The 19,224-nt window shown below is 66.1% G+C and carries 4 protein-coding genes; all 4 read left to right on the top strand.

Going from position 1 to position 19,224, the window contains the following annotated elements:
• The coding region (locus EV641_RS05740; RefSeq protein WP_206752017.1) for a condensation domain-containing protein at window positions 1–2,627 on the top strand (2,627 nt) is incomplete at its 5' end.
• Between the two features lie 249 nt (window positions 2,628–2,876).
• Entirely contained in the window at window positions 2,877–10,334 is a 7,458-nt protein-coding gene (locus EV641_RS05735; protein WP_132471079.1) for a non-ribosomal peptide synthetase, read from the top strand.
• A 200-nt stretch (window positions 10,335–10,534) separates the two neighbouring features.
• Window positions 10,535–13,108, top strand: coding sequence for an amino acid adenylation domain-containing protein (locus EV641_RS05730; protein WP_347238214.1), 2,574 nt, complete (start codon window positions 10,535–10,537; stop codon window positions 13,106–13,108).
• A gap of 278 nt (window positions 13,109–13,386) precedes the next feature.
• Entirely contained in the window at window positions 13,387–19,161 is a 5,775-nt protein-coding gene (locus EV641_RS05725) for a non-ribosomal peptide synthetase (protein WP_241996852.1), read from the top strand.
• Window positions 19,162–19,224: the final 63 nt, after the last annotated feature.

Below are 19,224 nucleotides of genomic sequence, written 5' to 3'. Positions count from 1 at the left end.
AGATCAGTTTCAACTATTTGGGTCGTGTGTCTGCGGCGGATGTGCCGGAGGAGTTGGCGGCGATCGGGTGGGCGCCTACGGACGCCCTCGGCAAGCTCGACGTGGTCCAGGACGCGGACATGCCGGCGAACGCCGCGGTCGATATCAACGCTGTGGTCAGCGACGGGCCGGACGGCCCGCAACTGGGCGCGAACATCGCGTTCCCGGAGGGCCTGCTGGACCACGACGACGTCGACGAGCTCTCTGCGCACTGGATTGCTGCGCTGAGCGCACTCGCGAAGTACGCGACAGGGCCGGATGCAGGTGGTCTCACCCCGTCGGATCTGCCGCTGGTCGACCTCGATCAGACCGAGATCGAACACTGGGAGCACCGCTACCCGTCGCTCGGCGACGTGTGGCCGCTCTCGCCGTTGCAGTCCGGTCTGCTGTTCCACGCATCGATGACCGACGAGAGCCATGTCGACGTGTACACGATGCAGGCCGTTCTCGACCTCGAAGGCGCCGTCGACGCGGAGCGTCTGCGCGCTGCAGGTCAGGCGCTGCTCGACCGGTACCCGAACCTGCGCACTGCGTTCGTCACCGACGACGAGGGCAACTCGGTCCAGTTGGTGCTCGACGAGGTCGAGCTGCCTTGGAAGCAGGTCGATCTCGGTGATATGCCGGCTGAGCGTCGCGAGGCGGAACTGACGGAGGTGCTTGCAGCCGAGCAGGCCCGACGGTTCGACATGGAGACCGCTCCGCTGATGCGATTCCTGCTCGTCAAGGCAGCCGAGGATCGGTACCACCTCGCGGTCACGAGCCACCACATCCTGCTCGACGGCTGGTCGATGCCGCTGCTTATGCAGGACCTGATGGCCCTGTACGTGCTGCGTGGCGATCAGTCGCTGCTGCCCCGTGTCCGCTCGTACCGGAACTTTCTGTCCTGGTTGTCGGAGCAGAATCGTGACGACTCCCTCGACGCGTGGGCCGATACCCTGCGCGGGCTGGAGGAGCCGACGATCCTCGCGCCGGTCGTCCGCGACGCGGACAACGACACGATCGCCAAGGTGTCGGTGCTGTACGACTCCGAACGCACCGCGCGGTTGACCACGCTCGCCGGGCACCTCGGCGTCACGGTCAACACGCTCGTCCAGGCGGCCTGGGCGGTGCTTGCCGGCCGGCTCACTGGGCGGAACGACGTGGTATTCGGCGCGACCGTCTCCGGACGTCCCGCCGACCTGCCCGGTGTGGAGTCGATGGTGGGTCTGTTCATCAACACCCTGCCGGTGCGGGTGAACGCCGACCCCGACGAATCGGTCGAGGCATTGCTCACGCGCCTGCAGGCGGAGCAGGCCGGGCTCCTCGATCACCATTACGTCGGCCTGTCCGACATCGAACAGCGAGCCGGCACCCCGATCGGTTTCGATTCGCTGCTGGTGTTCGAGTCGTATCCGATCGACCGTGAAGCGCTGTCCGACGCGGCAGGCTCGATCGACGGGATGACCATCACGGGGGTGGGCGTCAAGGACGCGACGCACTATCCGATCACGCTGCTCACCGTTGCCGACACCGCGATCGACTTCACGTTCAAGTATCTCGAGCGTTTCTTCGACGAGGCCGCGGTCTCGCGGGTCTCCGAACAGTTCGTCCGAGTGCTCGACGCGTTCGTCGCCGACCCGGATTCTGCGGTGGGTGAGATCGATCTGCTCGGTGCCGACGAGGCGGCGCGCATCGTCGAGGAGTCGGGTCCGGTGACTCCTGTCGTCACGTCTGCGGCGCGCACGCTGGCCACCGTCCTCGGTGAGGTCATCGAGGAGGATCCGTCCGCGCCGGCTCTGGCGGTGCCGGCGGACGCCGCCACCGGTGAGGAAGGACGCGAGTTCTCGTACCGAGAACTCGACGAGCGGTCGTCGCAGCTTGCACGTGTGCTCATCGCACGCGGTGTCGGCACCGGCGACGTCGTGGCCATCGCGATGCCGAGGTCGGTGGCTTCGGTGGTCGCGCAATGGGCCGTGGCGAAGACCGGCGCAGCCCTCGCTGTGGTCGATCCACAGCGGTGGGCCACCACCCTGCCAGCGGGTGCGGTGCTGGGCTTGACCGTCGACGCCGTGACGGCCGGCGAGCCTGTCGGGGACTGGTTCGTGGTCGACGACGAGGACATCGCGGGAGATATCGCAGCGATGCCGGCGGATCCGGTCACCTACGCCGATCGTGTGCGTCCGGTCGAGCCGTCGGATCCGGCGGTGGTCCTCGATTCACGGACGCTGTCGAACGCGGAGCTCGTCGACCTGCTCGCAGCCTTGCGGCACCGGTACTCGATGACCTACGAGTCCCGGAGTGCGGCGGTCTCGCGCGCAGGGGTCGACGGTGCGGGTGCGAGGGCACTGGCGCTCGAGCAGTTGCTCGTCACCGCGACCGGGGCCGTCGTAGTGTTCGTGCCCGAGGGTGTCGTGGATGGTGAAGACCTCGACGGTGTTCTCTACAACGAATGGGTCACGCACGTCCATCTGCCGGCGTCGTCCCTTCAGACCCTCGAACCCGGTCTCGAAGATCTCGCGGTGGTCGTGCTCGTCGATGAGGCCCCGGCAGGAGTACTCGCGCAGTGGCGGAGTGCACATCAAGTGCATGTCGCTTCTGACCAGCACTGATACACGTGGGGCCGCTTGCAGGCGGCCCCACGGTCGTTCGCCTGCAGGCGGCGAGTCGGGTCGACGGTAACGTCGAAGCTGCCCGGAGAGATCAAACCAAGAGGTTACTAACGGGTAAGGAATGCTCGCCGATACGGATGACTATGCTGGCTCGGTTCGTATCAGGCGGGCTTCGAGGTACCGAAAGCGAAGGGTGTGGGCTTTTACATGCGTTCACGACATGACGGCGGCTCGGATGGGGTTACTCCGATGAATGCCCCGCAGTCGGACGAGCCGCAGCCGACGGTACCCGAATCGAGCACCGAGCGTCCGACGAAGGCCGCAGGCGGTCGCACCGCCGATCACGGCGGTGGCCGCGCCCCCCGCGCCCCGCGAGCACCTCGCGCAGAGCGCCCCGCCCGCGGTGAACGTCGTGGTGGGCGTGGTCGGGGTGTGGTGTTGTCGCAGTTGTTGGTGTCTGCGGTGGAGTCGTGTGGTGATGCGGTGGCGGTGGTTGCTGGTGAGCGGTCGTTGTCGTATCGGGAGCTCGATGAGTGTTCGTCGCGGTGGGCTCGGTGGTTGATTTCTCGGGGTGTGGGTCCGGGGGATGCGGTGGTGGTGGCGGTGCCGCGTTCGTTGGAGTCGGTGGTGGTGTTGTGGGCGGTGGTGAAGTCGGGGGCGACTTTTGTGCCGGTGGATCCGGGGTATCCGGCTGAGCGTGTGCAGTTCATGGTGGCTGATTCGGGTGCTGTGTTGGCTGTGACGGTGTCGTCGGTGGTGGATGTGGTGTCTGTGTCGTGCCCGCCCACGGTGCCGGTGGTGGTGTTCGATGATGCGGGGTTGGTGTCCGAGGTGGGGGGGTTGTCGTCGCGTCCGGTGTCGTATGCGGATCGGGTGCGGTCGGTGGAGCTTTCTGATGCGGCGTGGATGATTTATACGTCGGGGTCGACGGGGCGGCCTAAGGGTGTGGTGGTGTCGCATGCTGGTGTGGCGCCGTTGATTTCGGCTGAGCGTGAGCATTTCGGGGTGGATGGGTCGTCTCGGGTGTTGCATGTGTGTTCGCCGAGTTTCGATGTGTCGTTGTTGGAGTTGTTGGTGGGGTTTTCGGTGGGGGCGTCGGTGGTGGTGGCTCCGGCGGGTGTGGGTGGTGGGCCGGAGTTGGCGGAGTTGATTGCGGCGGAGCGGGTGTCGCATGTGTTCATGACGCCGGGTGCGTTGGGGTCGATGGATCCGGTGGGGTTGGATTCGTTGTCGACTGTGGTGGTGGCGGGGGAGGCGTTTACGCCGGAGTTGGTGCGGCGGTGGTCTGTTCCGGGTGTGAGGCGTTTTTTCAATGCGTATGGTCCGACGGAGACGACGATTTTGGCGACGAGTTCGTCGGAGTTGGTGCCGGGTTCGGGGGTGTCGATCGGGTCGGCGATTGCGGGGGTGGGGTGTTTTGTGCTGGATGAGCGTTTGCGTCCGGTGCCTGATGGTGTGGTGGGGGAGTTGTATGTGGCGGGGGCGCAGGTGGCGCGGGGGTATCACGGTCGTGTGGGGTTGACGTCGTCTCGTTTTGTGGCGGATCCGTTTTCGTCGTCGGGTGGGCGGATGTATCGGACGGGGGATGTGGTTCGTCGTGGTTCGGGTGGGGTGTTCGAGTATGTGGGGCGTAGCGATTTTCAGGTGAAGGTGCGGGGGTTCCGTATCGAGTTGGGTGAGATCGATGCGGTGTTGGCGTCGTTGCCGGGGGTGGGTTTTGCGGTGACGGTGGGGGCGGTGTTGGCGTCGGGTGAGTCGGCGTTGGTGTCGTATGTGGTGTCGGAGTCGGGTGTGGTGCTCGATTCGGGTGTGGTGCGTGAGCAGGTTGCGGGGGTGTTGCCGGGGTATATGGTGCCGGCGTTGGTGGTGGTGCTTGATGAGGTGCCGTTGACTCCGGTGGGGAAGGTGGATCGGGGGGCGTTGCCGGAGCCGGTGTTTGCGGTGCGGGAGTTTCGGGCGCCGCGGTCGGTGTTGGAGGAGTCTGTGGCGTCGGTGGTGGCGTCGGTGTTGGGGGTGGAGCGGGTCGGTTTGGATGATTCGTTTGTGGATTTGGGGGGTAATTCGTTGGCGGCGACGCGTGTGGTGGCGCGGTTGTCGTCGGTGGTGGGTGTGCGGGTGCCGGTGCCGGTGGTGTTCGAGTCGGGGTCGGTGGAGGAGTTGGCTGCCCGGATCGGAAGACTCGTATCCGGTGGCGACTCGGTGCCACTGGCAGCTCGGGAGCGTCCCGATCGTGTTCCGTTGTCGTCGGCGCAGCAGCGGATGTGGTTCCTCAATCGCCTGCAGCCGGAGTCGTTCGTCGACAACATCCCGATGGCAATCCGGCTCTCCGGAGATCTCGATCATGCGGCATTGCGCTCAGCAATCGACGACGTCGTCGCCCGGCACGAATCGCTGCGGACCGTCTACCCGGAGGTCGACGGAGTCGGCTACCAGCAGATACTCCCGGCATCGGATGCGCGGCTCGACGTGGCACCCGAACCGCTGTCCGAAGACGAGATGCCCGATCGCATCGCGGAGATCATGACCACCGGATTCGATGTCACTCGTGAGGTTCCGCTCCGGGTGCGGCTGCTCGAGGTGTCGGAGCGCGAGCACGTGCTGGTCGTGGTCGTGCACCACATCTCCGCCGACGGTTATTCGATCGGCCCACTCGTGCGCGACGTGGTGGCCGCCTACGACGCGCACGTCTCGGGGAACGCGCCCTCGTGGGCTCCGCTCGAAGTGCAGTACGCGGACTACACGCTGTGGCAGCGCGAGGTGCTCGGCGAAGAGTCCGATCCCGAGTCCTTGATGTCCGAGCAGGTGGAGTTCTGGCGACGCACCCTCGCAGACCTGCCGGAGGAGCTTCCACTTCCCGTCGATCGCCCGCGACCTGCAGTGGCAAGCAACCGCGGTGCATCGCTGCGGGTCGATCTCGACCGCGATCTGCGTGCCGGTATCGCAGATCTGGCACGCCGCAGTGGAGCAACCGAATTCATGGTTGTTCACGCTGCACTCGCCGTGTTGCTCGCACGGATGAGCGGTGCCACGGACATCGCGGTCGGTACGCCCGTGGCCGGCCGCGGCGAGGCTGCCCTCGACGATGTGATCGGCATGTTCGTCAACACGCTAGTGCTACGCACCGAGGTCGACGGTGGGGAGTCTTTCGAAGACCTGCTGGGTCGGGTGCGCGTCGCGGATCTGGATGCGTTCGTGCACGCCGACGTACCGTTCGAACGCCTCGTGGAGGTGCTCGACCCGCCGCGTTCGCAGGCCCGTCACCCGTTGTTCCAGGTGATGCTGACGTTCCAGAATATGCCCGTGTCGAACCTCGAGTTGTCCGGATTGAGCATCTCTGGCGTCGAATTCGACGCGGCGACAGCGAAATTCGACCTTCAGGTCACGGTCGCCGACACTGTGGGGGTGGACGGTGCACCCGGTGGGTTCGCCGTCGAATTCAACTACGCGACAGAACTGTTCGACAGCACCACGGTGGCGAGCCTCGCGGGCAGGTTCACCAGGATCCTCGGCGCGGTAGTGTCCGACGAGAGGACCGCAGTCGCGGATCTGCCTCTCCTCGAAGTGGGCGAACGCGAACGGGTTCTGACCGCGTGGAGTTCGCTCGGTGCGGGCTCACCGGCACGGACCCCGGCCACGCTCCCCGGTCGTCTGTCGGAATCTGTGGTCGCTCACGCCACCGCTCCGGCGGTCACTTTCGCCGGCACCACCATCGACTACGCCGAACTTACGGCCCGCGCCAACCGGATGGCGCGTCGGCTCATCGCCTCAGGAGTCGGCCCGGGGTCACTCGTGGCGGTGGCGTTGCCGCGCTCGATCGACCTCGTCGTCGCGCTCCTGGCCGTGATCGAGTCGGGCGGAGCCTACCTGCCGGTCGATCCGAGCTACCCGCAGGATCGCATCCGGTACATGCTCGACGATGCGTGCCCACGCGCGATCGTGACCTCCGACGTGATCGGGCGTGGCGACGGTGCGAGTGTGCTGTGGGACAGCGGAATCGACATTCTTCGTACCGATGGTGCGGACGACGTGGCCGAGACGTTCTCGGCAGATGCGCTCACCGACGCCGACCGTCCGGCGCCGTTGCGTCCCGATGATCTCGCCTATGTCATCTATACGTCGGGTTCCACGGGCCGCCCGAAGGGTGTCGGTGTCACCCACCGCAACGTGCTCACCCTCTTCGAGAATGCCGAACCGCTATTCGGTTTCGGGTCGGACGATGTGTGGACCCTGTTCCACTCGTACGCGTTCGACTTTTCGGTGTGGGAACTGTGGGGGCCACTGCTCCACGGTGGCCGGCTCGTCGTCGTCGACTACCCGACGTCGCGGTCGCCGGAGCTGTTCGCCGGTCTGGTGCGCACCGAAGGCGTCACGGTACTCAACCAGACGCCGTCGGCGTTCTACCAGTTCGACGAGGCGGACCGTGCCCTCGCCCCGAGTGAGGTCGACGCTGCTCCGTCGACGCTGCGGTACGTGGTATTCGGTGGTGAAGCACTCGATCCGGGTCGCCTCGGCGGCTGGTTCGCCCGGCATCCCGTCTCGCCCCGCCTGATCAATATGTACGGCATCACGGAGACGACTGTGCACGTCTCCTTCCACCCGGTCGAGCGCACCGATGCGCGGGCCGGGGCGGCGAGCGCGATCGGGCGGTCCCTGCCCGGGATTGCGGTGCGCGTGCTCGACCGGCGGCTGCAGCCGGTGCCCCAGGGTGTGCCTGGTGAGGTCTATGTGTCCGGCAACCAGTTGTCGCGCGGGTACCTCGGACGTCCTGATCTGACTGCGGTACGTTTCGTCGCGGATCCGTTCGGCGGCGGCAGGCTCTACCGCACCGGGGACATCGCACGCTGGAATTCGGTCGGCGTTCTCGAATACGCGGGCCGCAGTGACTCCCAGGTGCAGTTGCGCGGTTTCCGTATCGAACTCGGCGAGATCGAGGCGGCGCTGCTGCAGGCGTCGGGTGTCGCCCATGCCGTTGCAATGGTTCGCGACGACGGGCTCGGCGAACGACTCGTCGGTTATGTCGTGCCGCGCGCGGGCGAGGCCGTGGTCGCGGCAGACGTGCGCACCCGGGTGTCGGAGTTCCTGACCGGCTACATGGTGCCCGACATCGTGACCGTGCTCGACGAATTGCCCCTGACCGTCAACGGAAAGCTCGACCGACGAGCTCTCCCGGCGCCACGGATGGACGCTCTCGGCGACGACTACCGGGAACCGGCGACGGAGTCCGAACGCGCAGTGTCGAAGATCCTGGCGCAGATCCTCGACGTCGAGAAGGTCGGCGCGGACGATTCGTTCTTCGATCTGGGCGGCAACTCACTCATCGCGACACGGGTGATCGCACGGATCAACGAGGCGCTGGGTTCGAACCTCGCGATCCGTGAACTGTTCGAAGATCCCACTGTTGCCGGTCTTGCGGCGCGAGCCGACTCCGGGCAGGAAGGCCGGAGGCTTCCCGAACTGGTGGCCGGTCCACGGCCGGATCGGATCCCGTTGTCGCTGGCGCAGCAACGCATGTGGGTGCTGAACCAGCTCGACCAGGGATCGGCGACATACAACATTCCGCTCGCCATCCGATTGCGCGGCGACCTCGACAGCGCGGCACTGGCTTCCGCGGTACGCGACATCGTCGAGCGACACGAGTCGCTGCGCACGGTCTATCCACAGGATGAGCGGGGCCCGTACCAGGAGATCCTGGATGCCGATGCGGTGGATCCCCTCACGACGGTGACGGTGGACTCCGAGGCTGAGGCATTCGCGGCCGTCGTCGAGGTGGTTTCGCAGGGATTCGACGTCGCCACCGAGGTACCCGTTCGCGGTCGTCTCGTGAGCATCGCGCCCGACGACCACGTACTTGCGCTCGTGGTTCATCACATCTCGGCCGATGGTGCTTCCCTTCCGCCGCTCGCCCGCGATCTGATGTCGGCGTATGTGGCTCGGCTTGCGGGGGATGCTCCCGCTGCCGACGCGCTCGAGATCCAGTACGCAGATTTCGCGTTGTGGCAGCAGGAAGCCTTCGGTGACGCCGACGATCCGCAGTCGCCGGCGGGCGTCCAGCTCGCGTACTGGCGTGAGCGTCTTGCAGGGGTTCCCGACCTGCTCGACGTGCCCACGGATCGGCCACGGCCTGCGACTCCGAGTCTGCGCGGAGCCACGCGCGTCACCAAGGTGACCGCAGCAACCCGTAGTCGCCTCGACGAACTCGCTGCGGCGCACCGGGCCACGCTGTTCATGGTGGTGCACTCCGCACTTGCGGTGTTGTTGTCGCGCCTGAGCAACTCCCGCGACGTCGTCATCGGCACACCCGTGGCCGGACGCGGTGCTCGTGCGCTCGACGACGTGGTCGGCATGTTCGTCAACACGCTGGCGTTGCGCACCGACATCGACCCTGCTGCCACCTTCGGCTCGGTTCTCGACGATGCGCGCGCCACGGACCTCGAGGCGTTCGCGAACGCCGATGTACCGTTCGAGCGGATCGTCGACGAGGTCGTCGCAACCCGGTCGACGGCGCGGCATCCCGTGTTCCAGACGGTGTTGTCGTTCCAGAACATCGAACCGGCACGACTCGAACTCCCGGGTCTGACAGTCGAAGCCGTCGACGGTGGCGAGCTGGCAGCGAAGTTCGACCTGCAGGTGACCGCGGAACCGCAGGAGGGCGTCGACGGTGCGGCCGGGGAGATGGCACTCGCCTTCACCTACGCGACCGACCTGTTCGACGCGGACACGATCGACACTCTCGCAGACAGGTTCATGACCCTCCTCGACACGGTGGCGGCCGACCCTGCCGCGGTGGTCGGCGACCTGGACATCCGCACGGACAGTGAGCGTTCGGTCAGCACGACCGTGGCGCCGTCGGTGCCGTCGACGACACCGATGAGCGTGGATCGCACCATCGCGCAGGAACTCCAGGTTGCCGTCGAATCGGATCCGGACGCTCCCGCCGTCGTGTTCGGCGACACGGAGTCGAGCTTCGCGGAGATCGAGGCTCGCTCGTCGCAGTGGGCGAGGCACCTGATCTCCCTCGGAGCGGTGTCGGGCGATGTCGTGACCGTGGAACTTCCGGTCGGTGTCGATCTGGTGGTCGCATTGTGGGCGGTGGCGAAGTCGGGGGCCGCAGTGTCCGTCGACCGGCAGGTGCCCGCGCGATGGGGTCTCGCCACGACCGACCGGGTCGTCGAGCTCACGGAGACGGCGGCGGGTGCCGGGACGACGTGGATCGCGATCGACGATCCGGCTGTCGACGCGGCGGTGGCCGGCCTGTCCGGCCGTTCACTCGGCTACACGGATCGCCCCGAGGTGCTCGGTCCCGGTGGTCGGGCGCTGTGCTTCGGTGATGTGTGTCTCAGCCACGGTGAAGTGGTTGCCGCGTTGCGCCGGGGGCAGGAGGAGCTGGCCCTGACCTACGATTCGCGCATTCTGCCCGGCAGCACGGCCGCCGACCGTTGGACTGTTTTCGCAGTGCTGGCCGCGGCGGTCGCAGGCGCGGTCGTCGTCGTTCCTGGTCGCGACGATGACCTCGGCGAGCTCGCACTCGAAGAGTGGGTCAGCCATGCATTCGTTCCCGCCGCTGAGGTATCCACATTGTCCGATTCGGAGGACCTCGAAGCTGTGATCGTCACCGACCGACACGCCGGGGTGGACAGCGTTGTTTCGGGTCCGCTGGCAGGCAAGAGTGCCGGTGCGGCCGATCCGTGGGTGCTGCAAGAAAGGTAACTGTTCGGTAACTTTACTTCCGGTCGAGTGGCGTCGGGGTCGCTCGACCGGAAGGAGTCGATTTCGTGGTGGGTGCTGACCGGGGGTCGCGTTCGGTTGGACAGGCCGAAGCGGAAGAATTGCGACAAAGCGGCCGGATCGCACGGGCCGGACGGAAGAACCCCTCGAAGCAACGTGGTGGGCGTGGTCGGGGTGTGGTGTTGTCGCAGTTGTTGGTGTCTGCGGTGGAGTCGTGTGGTGATGCGGTGGCGGTGGTTGCTGGTGAGCGGTCGTTGTCGTATCGGGAGCTCGATGAGTGTTCGTCGCGGTGGGCTCGGTGGTTGATTTCTCGGGGTGTGGGTCCGGGGGATGCGGTGGTGGTGGCGGTGCCGCGTTCGTTGGAGTCGGTGGTGGTGTTGTGGGCGGTGGTGAAGTCGGGGGCGACTTTTGTGCCGGTGGATCCGGGGTATCCGGCTGAGCGTGTGCAGTTCATGGTGGCTGATTCGGGTGCTGTGTTGGCTGTGACGGTGTCGTCGGTGGTGGATGTGGTGTCTGTGTCGTGCCCGCCCACGGTGCCGGTGGTGGTGTTCGATGATGCGGGGTTGGTGTCCGAGGTGGGGGGGTTGTCGTCGCGTCCGGTGTCGTATGCGGATCGGGTGCGGTCGGTGGAGCTTTCTGATGCGGCGTGGATGATTTATACGTCGGGGTCGACGGGGCGGCCTAAGGGTGTGGTGGTGTCGCATGCTGGTGTGGCGCCGTTGATTTCGGCTGAGCGTGAGCATTTCGGGGTGGATGGGTCGTCTCGGGTGTTGCATGTGTGTTCGCCGAGTTTCGATGTGTCGTTGTTGGAGTTGTTGGTGGGGTTTTCGGTGGGGGCGTCGGTGGTGGTGGCTCCGGCGGGTGTGGGTGGTGGGCCGGAGTTGGCGGAGTTGATTGCGGCGGAGCGGGTGTCGCATGTGTTCATGACGCCGGGTGCGTTGGGGTCGATGGATCCGGTGGGGTTGGATTCGTTGTCGACTGTGGTGGTGGCGGGGGAGGCGTTTACGCCGGAGTTGGTGCGGCGGTGGTCTGTTCCGGGTGTGAGGCGTTTTTTCAATGCGTATGGTCCGACGGAGACGACGATTTTGGCGACGAGTTCGTCGGAGTTGGTGCCGGGTTCGGGGGTGTCGATCGGGTCGGCGATTGCGGGGGTGGGGTGTTTTGTGCTGGATGAGCGTTTGCGTCCGGTGCCTGATGGTGTGGTGGGGGAGTTGTATGTGGCGGGGGCGCAGGTGGCGCGGGGGTATCACGGTCGTGTGGGGTTGACGTCGTCTCGTTTTGTGGCGGATCCGTTTTCGTCGTCGGGTGGGCGGATGTATCGGACGGGGGATGTGGTTCGTCGTGGTTCGGGTGGGGTGTTCGAGTATGTGGGGCGTAGCGATTTTCAGGTGAAGCTGCGGGGGTTCGGAATCGAGTTGGGTGAGATCGATGCGGTGTTGGCGTCGTTGCCGGGGGTGGGTTTTGCGGTGACGGTGGGGGCGGTGTTGGCGTCGGGTGAGTCGGCGTTGGTGTCGTATGTGGTGTCGGAGTCGGGTGTGGTGCTCGATTCGGGTGTGGTGCGTGAGCAGGTTGCGGGGGTGTTGCCGGGGTATATGGTGCCGGCGTTGGTGGTGGTGCTTGATGAGGTGCCGTTGACTCCGGTGGGGAAGGTGGATCGGGGGGCGTTGCCGGAGCCGGTGTTTGCGGTGCGGGAGTTTCGGGCGCCGCGGTCGGTGTTGGAGGAGTCTGTGGCGTCGGTGGTGGCGTCGGTGTTGGGGGTGGAGCGGGTCGGTTTGGATGATTCGTTTGTGGATTTGGGGGGTAATTCGTTGGCGGCGACGCGTGTGGTGGCGCGGTTGTCGTCGGTGGTGGGTGTGCGGGTGCCGGTGCCGGTGGTGTTCGAGTCGGGGTCGGTGGAGGAGTTGGCTGCCCGGATCGGGGCGTTAGTCGAGTCGGGCGAGCCCGCAATGGGGGGTGCATTCGACATGGTCATCCCGCTCCGTGCCGGCGACCCGGATCTCGAATCGGTCTTCTTCGTCCACCCGGTGGTCGGACTCGCCTGGAGCTTTGCGGAACTGGCGAAGTACGTGCAGGAAGGGCGGCCCGTCTACGGATTCCAATCACCCGCATTGTCCGGTGCCGACGGACTGCCCCGATCCATCGACGAATGGGCCCGGCTCTACGTATCCGAGATCCGTCGTTTGCAGCCTCGTGGGCGTTACCACCTCGCGGGGTGGTCGATGGGCGGCGTGATCGCCCACGAGATGGCCGTGCAATTGCAGCGCGACGGAGACGAGGTGGCGTCGTTGATCCTGCTCGACACGCAGGTTCCGGCGCCGTTGGAGGCGCCCGTCGATGTGGAGCAGGTTGCCCTCGCGGCATTGCAGGGCGGCGTCGCCCCAGGTCTCCGCGGCGCGGGCGCATTGGTGTCGGATATCACACGGGAGTTGGATGCGGGTACCGCCGGGGTTCCCACGACGACAGATTTTCTCGACGGAATCGGATGGTCGTTCGATGTGCTCGCGCACCATCGGCCGGGTCGGTTCTCAGGGGACGTCCTCTTCGTGGCGGCGCGGGGATCGGAACCGGGAGCGGATCATTCCCTTCTCGACTGGACCCCGTTCGTCGCGGGCGAGGTGCACCGCTGTGAGGTCCAGGTGTCCCACTGGGAGCTGACGGGACCCGACGCGTGTAAGGTGGTGGGCCCGCGCATCGCGGCGTGGACCACTGTTCACGAAATGTCCGAATTGTTCTCTGTTTCAGTCGAAATCGAATAGTTCAATCATCATTCAAGTGGAAACGACAGTGTTCTCATGTAAGACTCGGAAGCGGTCGGTGTGCGTGACCCGGTTTGTCGGGGGCCTCGTTCACGCAAAGCACTCGTCCCGTGGGTATCGCCGAATATGCTGCCCACGACCGCATTCCGCCCCGATGTAGAACGGGGAGTGGTATGACGGTCGAGGTCATCGAGTCCGGGGACGTACATTCGAGCAATGCGGGCCGTGTTCTCACCCGTCGAAACGGTCGTTTCAGGCGAATCCGACGTCATACTCCCATGCCGCTGCTGCCTCACCTGCTCGCCGCCGCTGTCGAGCGCGATCCCGACGCTCCCGCGGTGGTGTCCGATTCCGGAGCTCGCACGTATCGCGAGCTCGATGCCGCGTCGTCCGCGTTGGCGCGTTTGCTGCTGGACCGCGGCGTAGGACCGGAGGATCGCGTTGCAATCCTGATGACCCGCTCGCTCGAGTCGGTTCTTGCCACGTGGGCCGTGGCCAAGACCGGTGCCGCGTTCGTACCGGTGGATCCCAACTATCCGGCCGACCGCATCGAATACATGCTCACCGATTCGGGGGCGGATCTCGTCCTGACGCTGGCGAGCCAGGTCGAAGCAGTGGCGACCGATGCTGACGTCGTCGTCGTCGACGCACCCGAGACCGAGTCCGCGCTTGCGGCGCTGCCGTCGGTCCCCGTCACGTTCGACGAACGGATCCGCACGTTGCGGCTCGAGCATGCGGCGTACATCATCTACACGTCGGGTTCCACGGGGCGCCCCAAGGGTGTTGTGGTCACGCATTCGGGACTGGCGAATTTCTGCGCCGAGCAGGTCGAGCGGTACGGACTGGGCCCCGGGTCGCGGACGCTGCACTTCGCCTCTCCCAGCTTCGATGCATCGGTGTTGGAGTTGTTGTTGGCGGTGGGGGCCTCATCGACGATGGTGGTGTCGCCGACGTCAGTGTTCGGCGGCGCCGAGTTCTCGGAATTTGTTGTGCGGCAGGGTGTGACACATGGTTTCGTGACGCCGGCCGCATTGGCGTCGGTGGATCCGGCCGGGCTGGCCGTATTGGAGTGCGTTGTCGTCGGTGGGGAGGCGTGTCCGCCGGATCTGGTGACGCGGTGGGCGCCGGGTCGTCGGTTCTTCAACGTGTACGGTCCGACGGAGACGACGATCGTGATCACGATGTCGGATCCGTTGGTGCCGGGTGAGCAGGTGACGATCGGTGCGCCGATCCGCAATTCTGCTGGTCACGTGTTGGATTCGCGGTTGCATCCGGTTCCGGTGGGTGTGGCGGGTGAGTTGTATCTGTCGGGTCCCGGGGTTGCTCGGGGATATCACGGTCGTGCGGGGTTGACTGCGTCGCGGTTCGTGGCGGCGCCGGGTGGTGCGCGGATGTACCGGACCGGTGATGTGGTGCGGGGTCCGCGTGATGCTCGGTCGGGGATCGTGTATGTGGGGCGCAACGATTTTCAGGTGAAGGTGCGGGGGTTCCGTATCGAGTTGGGTGAGATCGATGCGGTGTTGTCGTCGTGCGCCGGTGTGGATTTCGCGGTGACGGTGGGGCGTTCGACTGCGGCCGGCGAATCCCGATTGGTGTCGTACGTGCATGGCACCGACACCCGGCCGGATGTTCGTGAGCTCACCGAGCATGCGACGGCTCTCCTCCCGTCATACATGGTGCCTTCGGTGATCGTGCCCCTGGACCGGCTCCCGCTCACCCCATCCGGAAAGCTCGACCGCTCGGCGCTTCCCGATCCCGATCCGGTGGTCACCGACTTCCGCGCGCCGCAGTCGGCGACGGAAGTCGCGGTCGCGGCGGTATTCGCGGATGCGCTCGGGGTCGAACAGGTCGGTCTCGACGACGATTTCTTCGATCTCGGCGGAAACTCACTGCTCGCGACCCGTGTGGTGGGCCATCTCCGGTCCGTGCTCGGCGTTACCGTCACGGCCGCGGCATTGTTCGACGAGCCGACGGTGGCGTCGCTGGCCGCGCGTGTGGACGATTCGCCGTCGGCCGGAACGTCATTGCTCGCTCCGAGGAGTCGGCCCGATCACCTACCCCTGTCCTACGCTCAGCAACGCATGTGGTTCCTCAACCGCCTCGAACCACACTCGTCGCTCTACAACATCCCGCTCGCGGTGCGGCTCACCGGACATCTCGACGTGGAGGCGATGCGCACCGCGCTCGCCGACATCGTTGCGAGGCACGAGACGCTGCGTACGGTCTACCCCGAGATCGACGGCGTCGGTGAACAGCGGATCCTCGACCCTGCCGATGTCGAGTTCGACGTGGCCGTCGAGACTGTGGACGCGGAGGACCTTCCGCAGCGACTCGGCGAACTCGCGGGCGAAGCATTCGACGTAACGAACCAGGTCCCCGTGCGTGCATCCATACTCGCGAACGGCCCGAGCGAACACATCCTCGCCCTGGTGATGCATCACATCGCAGGTGATGGATCCTCGCTGGCTCCGCTCGTACGCGACCTCGTGTCCGCGTACACCGCACGTAGCGGCGGTGCTCGACCCGACTGGGCCCCGATGCCCGTCCAGTACGCCGACTACACCCTCTGGCAGCGCGAACTCCTCGGTTCCGACGAGGACCCGCGGTCCGTCGCGGGTCGGCAACGTGCGTTCTGGGCGGAGACTCTGGAAGGAATCCCCGGAACCCTCGAGCTCTGCACCGATCGCCCACGCCCTGCGATCCTCGGATCCGCCGGCGACCGGGTGCGCACGGTGCTCGACCCCGAGATGTACCGGGGGATCTCGGAACTCGCACGTCGAGGCGGCGCGACACCTTTCATGGTCATGCACGCCGCCCTCGCGGTTCTCCTCGCGCGACTGTCCGACACCGCGGACGTGGTGGTCGGCACCCCGGTCGCCGGACGGACCGCACCCGAACTCGACGATGTCGTCGGGATGTTCGTCAACATGCTCGCGCTCCGCACACCGGTGGAACTCGGGGACACCTTCGTCGAACTGCTCGAACAGGTGCGGACAGCGGATCTCGCCGCATTCGACAACGCCGATGTCCCCTTCGAGCGACTCGTCGAGGTGCTCGACCCAGTTCGGTCGCCCGCACAGCACCCTGTGTTCCAGGTCGGCTTCTCGTACCAGAACTTCACCGTCGATTCCCTCAGCCTTCCCGGACTGGAGGTCGAGCCGCTCGACACCGCATCGACATCCGTCCGATTCGATCTGCACGTGACCATCGTCGACCACGGCACAGGTGGTGGGCAGGACGGGTTCGGTATCGAGTTCGGCTTCGCCACGGAGCTCTTCGACCGTTCGTCGGTGCAGCGGATGCTCGACCGGTACGTGCGGATCCTCAACGCCGTGGTCGGTGACGCATCGGTTCCGGTCGGCGACGTCGACCTCCACGACCCGCAGGAACTCGAAGCCATGCTGCAGGCATGGGAGGCCGAACAACATGCCGTCGGTCCTGGCCGGACGCTGGCCGACCTGTTCGACGACCAGGTACGCGCGACACCGGATGCGGTGGCCCTCGTCGACGGGACCGACACGGTCACCTACCGGGATTTCGCGGCGCGTGTGAACCGGTTGGCGCGGCTTCTCATCGATCGGGGTGTAGGACCGGAGACAGTGGTGGCACTCGCCATGCGACGGTCGACCGACCTGATCGTCGCGATGTATGCGGTAGCCGAGGCGGGAGGGGTGTATCTGCCGCTCGACCCCGACCACCCGGCCGAACGCATCGGATACGTCCTCGACACGGCGTCCCCGGCGGGTGTGCTGACCACCTCGCGCGAGCGGATCGACTTCCCCGCCGGTCCCTTCGTTCTCGAGCTGGATTCTCTCGAGCTCGATGACTACGACGGCCGGCCTATCCGTAACTCCGAGCGGATCTCACCGCTGCGCTCCGACAACGCTGCCTACGTCATCTTCACCTCCGGCTCCACGGGCCGCCCCAAGGGCGTCGTGGTGTCGCACGGTGCGATCGTCAACCAGCTCGTCTGGAAGCGTGAGCACTTCGCGCTCACTTCGTCCGATGCGGTGCTCCTCAAGACCGCGGCGACGTTCGATCTGTCGGTGTGGGAGTTCTGGTCCGCGCTCACCGCAGGCGCAAGGCTCGTGATCGCAGCACCGGACGGACACCGCGACCCCGCCTACCTCAACGACCTGATCCGGCGCGAGCACGTCACCACCCTGCACGTTGTTCCGTCGATGCTCGACGCACTACTCGACGATGCGGGCGGTGAGTTGCCCGACACGCTTCGCCAGGTTCTGGCGATCGGCGAAGTGCTGCCGGTCGATACCGCCGAACGGGCACTGTCGCAGTCCGCCTCCGGACTGGTCAACCTCTACGGCCCGACGGAAGCCGCGGTGTCGGTGACCGCCCACGAGGTTCTCGAACTGCCCTCGACCTCTGTGCCGATCGGCGAGCCGGTGTCGAACACGCAGGTGTTCGTCCTCGACGAACGGCTCCACCCGGTCCCGCCGGGTGTGCCGGGCGAGCTGTACCTCGCCGGCACGCAGCTTGCCCGCGGCTACCTCGGACGACCCGGCCTGACCACCGAACGTTTCGTCGCGAACCCGTTCGGCGACCCGGGAACTCGGTTGTACCGTACGGGCGACATCGTACGGTGGCGACCGTCCGACGCGACCGGTTCGGGCACTCTCGAATACCTCGACCGCGCGGATTTCCAGGTCAAGGTTCGCGGATTCCGCATCGAACTCGGTGAGATCGAGGTCGCGATGCGTTCGCTGCCTCAAGTGCGTGAGGCCGTCGCCTCGGTTCAGCCGGGGGCTTCCGTGCAGTCCGGTGACCGCATCGTCGTATTCGTCGTACCCGCTGGGAAGCAGCTCGATATTCCCGCGATGCGCTCCGAACTCGCCCGGATGCTGCCGTCCTACATGGTTCCGCAGGGTTTCGTGGCCCTCGACGCGGTGCCGCTGAACATCAACGGCAAGGTCGACAGGAAGGCGCTCCCGAAACCCGAAGTGACTCCGAGGCCGTACCGGGCACCGCGCACCTCGACCGAGAACGCCGTCGCAGCCGCTTTCGCGGACGTGCTCGACATCCCCGGGAAGGTGGGCCTCGACGACGACTTCTTCGAGATCGGCGGCACGTCACTCAGCGCGGTGAAGGTGGTCGCGCGCGTGCGGGAGTACCTGTTTGCCGAGGTGCCGCTGCCGTGGCTGTTCCTTCATCCCAGCGTGGAGCAGTTGGCCGCTCGAATCGACGCCGAAGCGCTCGGTGCCCGCTCCGCCGCCACCGATCCGTTCGATGCTGTACTTCCGCTGAAGACCGGAGGCGCGGGGGCGCCGGTGTTCTGCTTCCACCCGGTGACTGGGCTGTCCTGGAGTTTCGTAGGTCTTGCCCGTCACCTGGGAGACAAGCGCTCGGTCTACGGCCTGCAGTCGCCCGCACTGCAGGAGGGTGCCGATATGCCCGCCGACATCGAAGCCTGGGCCTACGAGTACGTCCGGCATATCCGTGGCATCGCACCGCACGGCCCCTACCACCTGGTGGGCTGGTCGATGGGCGGCGTACTGGCCCACGCCGTCGCGGTCGCGCTGCAACGTGAAGGCGAACAGATCTCGACTCTTGCTGTGCTCGACACCTATCCCGCCGACGCCGATATCGATTCGGATACGGGCCTGCAGGAATCGGCGCCGACCGTCGCCGACATGTTCGGTGTCGCCGACGGCGCTACCTCTGGAGCGACGAACGGCGTCACCGTCGGTGAGATGTCGATTGCAGATCTCACACCCGAAGCAGCGATGGATCTGGCCGCCGCGCTGCCTTCACCGCTGGGTGATCTCACTCCTGCGCGCATCGAGCGGATGTTCGACGGAGTGCGCCACTCGTACCGCGCGCTGGCCACGCATCGGCCCGGAAAGTTCGACGGTGATTTGCTGGTCTTCGTTGCCGGTGACGATCGGAGCGCATCGGACGCCGAGAGCTGGCACCGCCATGTGAGCGGCGTGGTGGTCGCCGAGATGGTGCCGGAGACACACTGGCGGATGCTGTCACGAGATGCTGTGGCCCACATCGGACCGGTTCTCGGCCGCTGGCTGGCAGGACGCTCCTGACCAGCAACAGCTGAACAGTCCCGGTGGTGGGGTGGTCCGTAACACGGATCACCCCACCTCGCT

The organism is Rhodococcus sp. SMB37, from assembly GCF_004345605.1.
Classification (GTDB): Bacteria; Actinomycetota; Actinomycetes; order Mycobacteriales; family Mycobacteriaceae; genus Rhodococcus.
Note: the sequence above shows the minus strand (reverse complement) of the source record. Positions and strands in the feature narration are given on the sequence as shown.

Bases quoted from the DNA above. Each gene is read 5' to 3' on its own strand.
- EV641_RS05735 (WP_132471079.1), top strand. From the start codon at position 2,877: ATGAATGCCCCGCAGTCGGACGAGCCGCAGCCGACGGTACCCGAATCG.
- EV641_RS05725 (WP_241996852.1), top strand. From the start codon at position 13,387: ATGCCGCTGCTGCCTCACCTGCTCGCCGCCGCTGTCGAGCGCGATCCC.